General features: G+C 41.0%; 3 protein-coding genes. All 3 read left to right on the top strand.

Annotated elements, in window-relative coordinates; translation table 11 throughout:
• On the top strand, window positions 1-1,725 hold a 1,725-nt coding region (locus tag F6J94_RS31785; protein WP_293047554.1), incomplete at its 5' end, for a tetratricopeptide repeat protein.
• A 2-nt stretch (window positions 1,726-1,727) separates the two neighbouring features.
• The gene (locus tag F6J94_RS31780) at window positions 1,728-2,987 is read left to right on the top strand and encodes an ATP-binding protein (RefSeq protein WP_293047552.1); all 1,260 of its coding nucleotides are present in this window, start codon (window positions 1,728-1,730) and stop codon (window positions 2,985-2,987) included.
• Window positions 2,988-3,188: 201 nt separating this feature from the next.
• Window positions 3,189-3,548, top strand: a complete 360-nt coding sequence (locus tag F6J94_RS31775; RefSeq protein WP_293047550.1) for a four helix bundle protein — start codon at window positions 3,189-3,191, stop codon at window positions 3,546-3,548.
• Window positions 3,549-3,647 lie beyond the last annotated feature (99 nt).

The following is a 3,647-nucleotide window of genomic DNA, read 5'->3' as shown; positions in this document are numbered from 1 at the left end:
ATCAATATCTTGCAAACCTGGGCAAGTTCTAAATTCTCAGAATTGGAACCAGACATAGGAAAAAGCATTGCTATAGATATTGGTAACTTCAGCAACCTTATCAGCGATTTTAAACTCGGTAATAAAGCTAATAACATCGAAATTACTATTGCTGGTTACCAAACAACGTTAACAGTTATTACCTGTGATACTAATCCAAAAATTTGGGCAAAAATCCAAGATAACCTGGGCTATGCCTACAGTGACAGAATAAATGGAGATAAAGCTGATAACCTTGAACGTGTTCTAGAAGCATTCCAACTAGCTTTGTCAGTTTATTCCAAATCAGACTTTCTTGAAGATTGGGCAAAAACTAAATCTAACCTGGGCGCTGTCTACATAAACAGAATAAATGGAGATAAAGCTGATAATTTAGAACTCGCCATAGAAGCCTACCAACTAGCTTTATCCGTTCTTACTAAACCAGACTTTCCCCAAGAGTGGGCAAGAACTCAAAATAACCTGGGCTATACCTACAGTGACAGAATAAATGGAGACAAAGCTGATAATTTAGAACTCGCAATAGAAGCATACCAACTAGCTTTATCCGTTTATACTAAACTAGACTTCCCTGAAAAGTGGGCAAGAACTCAAAATAACCTGGGCATAGCCTACAGTGACAGAATAAATGGAGACAAAGCTGATAATTTAGAACTCGCCATAGAAGCATGCCAACTAGCTTTATCCGTTCTTACTAAACCAGACTTTCCCCAAGATTGGGCAAACACTCAAAATAACCTGGGCATAGCCTACAGTGACAGAATCAATGGAGATAAAGCTGATAATTTAGAACTCGCAATAGAAGCATACCAACTAGCTTTATCCGTTTATAATACACAAGACTTACCCGAAACGTGGGCAAACACTCACTATAACCTGGGGATTGCCTACAGTGACAGAATAAATAGAGACAAAGCTGATAATTTAGAACTGGCCATAGAAGCATACCAACTCGCTTTATCCGTTTATACTAAATCACACTTCCCTGAAGATTGGGCAAAAACTAAAATCCTCCTGGGCTATGCCTACAGTCAGAGAATCAATGGAGACAAAGCTGATAATTTAGAACTTGCTATAGAAGCATACCAACTAGGTTTGGAAGTTATCACCAAACAAGACTTCCTCGAAACGTGGGCAATTGCTCAAAATAATCTGGGCGATGCCTACAGTAAGCGAATACTCGGAAATAGTGCAGAGAATCTGGAAAAAGCGATCGCATCCTATCAAAATGCTTCAGAAATCTACACCCGTGAAGCCTCTCCCCAAGATTGGGCAGACATCCAACGTATTATTGGTAAACTGCTGGTTCAACAAGGAAGCTGGTATGATGGGCTATCACACTTAGAGCAAAGTCTCCCTATCTATAGTCAAACCGAAAATCTAGAAGCCCTTGCGGATTCAATATACCACATTGCCCGCACCCATCATTTAATCATGAACCTAGACAAAGCCCGGATGAATTACCGGGACGCTCTCCGCATCTACAATCATCTTAATAATCAACCAGGAATCGCTATCTGCAAAACGGGATTAGGCATGCTGATGATTTCCATTGGATTTATCGACGATGCCCGAGAAGAATTAACCCAAGCTTATGAAATTTGTCATACAATTAAGGATAAGCAAGGAATTGATAATATTCAACAACTGCTCCAAGTTATTAATAAAATTAAAGCGAAGCCATAGCCATGAGTGAAGCCGATAAACTTTGGGATGAATCCGACGATTTTTTTACTAGCTGGAATCTTAAAGAAATTCCTTTTTCTGAAAGTGCTTCTAGCTTGGGGTCAAACCTAGATCAAGTTTTCACAGGTCGCACCCAGGAGTTAAGGACGATATTTCATTTGTTGCGGGGTCGGGAACGGAAGCGGATATTAGTCTACGGTTCCGTTGGTATTGGTAAAACAGCATTTATTTTAGAAGTATTGGGAGTTTTGCAACGGAAAAGTAAAGATACTCTCGCTACCTATATTAGTCTACCCTTTGAAACTGATTTAGCAACCGCTGCTTTGATTGCCCTAGCTCGACATATGCCAAAGGATGAGTGGGCGCAACAACTGTTAAACAACATGGGATTGATGAGTGAATCGACTCGCAAAACCAAGACCAAGTTTGAGGGAAAATTCGCCGGGTTTGGGGGAAGTATTGAAGCGGAAGCTAAACCGGTTAATGCCCCAAAGTTTCCCACTCTCACCTTTCAAGACTTATTGGAAAGAGCCCTAGAAAACTATAGTCGTGTGGTGATTGCTATCGATGATTTAGATAAACAAGACCCAGCTAAGGTACGTCAACTATTGCACGATGCTCAAGGCATGCTCAAAGGTGATGCTTGGTTTATTTTGACTGGTCATCCTTCCGGGTTGACTCGGGATTTGTTGATCTCTGAACGAGGCTTATTTGACTTAGCCTTAGAGATTACAGCATTAGACCAAGCCACCACTTATCAAATGTTAATTAACTATCTCGCTAGCGCCCGGATTAGAGAAACTAGCAAAGACGAAACTAATCCTGATGCGGTTCATCCCTTCACTCTAGAAACCGCTAGAAATCTGTGCGCACATTCCCAGGGGATACCGCGTTGGTTTAATCGCATTGGTAGTTATGTATTACTCAAAGCAGCAGATTTACAAGCAGAAACGATTACACCAGAGGTATTTCAGCAAGGTTTAGAGTATGTCAGTCAGAAACTGCGCGGTCAGTCAGAATTAACTCCTGAAGATTATTATGTGCTTGACTTAGTATTAGAAAAAGGAGTGCTATCCGATGAAAACGTAACCATGGATGACCTCAAGCGTCTTAAAACTCAACAGTTTAGTCAAGTTTTACCGATTTTAGATAAATTAATCCAATTTGATTTAGTGCGTCGTTTACCTACGGATAAAGCAGCGGAATATCAAGGAAATCCTCTACTTTTGCCTCCGTCAGAGCAGTCAGATGAAGAAGAATGAATGTAAGCCATCAGCAGTCAGTGGTCAGTGGTCAGCTATCAGTTATCAGTTATAGCAGTCCTAAATGATTCGTGAAATATATTGGCTAAAGTGATCGCTATAACCCTTGCCCAGGAACGATTCCCGATTTGGCTGATTTTACAAATGATTTAGGATTGCTATATCAGCTATCAGCTTATGCACAAAGGGGAGAATTTAATATTGAGAGATTTTAGAGAATTGAAAGTCTGGGAAAAAGCCCATAAGCTTACGTTATCTGTCTATAGGGCAACCCAAGTATTTCCCAAGGAAGAACTGTATGGGTTGACAAGCCAAATCCGCCGCTCTTGCGCTTCAATCCCTGCCAATATTGCCGAGGGATGTGGTAGAACCGGAAAAGCCGAACTAGCCCGTTTTCTTCAAATTGCTATGGGTTCAGCCAGTGAAGTTGAATATCACCTGTTACTGGCTCACGATCTTAACTTACTCAAAGCCCAATACTATGAATCCCTGGCAGCAGACGTAACAGAGATTAAACGAATGCTTACCTGTTTTATTAAAAAGCTAAAAGCTGATAGCTGACGTCAGTGGTCAGCGGTCAGCGGTCAGTGGTCAGTGGTCAGCTTATTTTATTCAAAAGTACCGATCTAGTAGCGTGGCCTACAGCCATTGGCTGTAGGA

It is taken from the genome of Moorena sp. SIO1F2 (genome assembly GCF_010672755.1).
Taxonomy (GTDB): domain Bacteria; phylum Cyanobacteriota; class Cyanobacteriia; order Cyanobacteriales; family Coleofasciculaceae; genus Moorena.
This window is presented reverse-complemented; position numbering and strand designations above follow the sequence as displayed.

Coding starts and splice junctions, on each gene's coding strand:
- F6J94_RS31780 (WP_293047552.1), top strand. CDS start 1,728: ATGAGTGAAGCCGATAAACTTTGGGATGAATCCGACGATTTTTTTACT.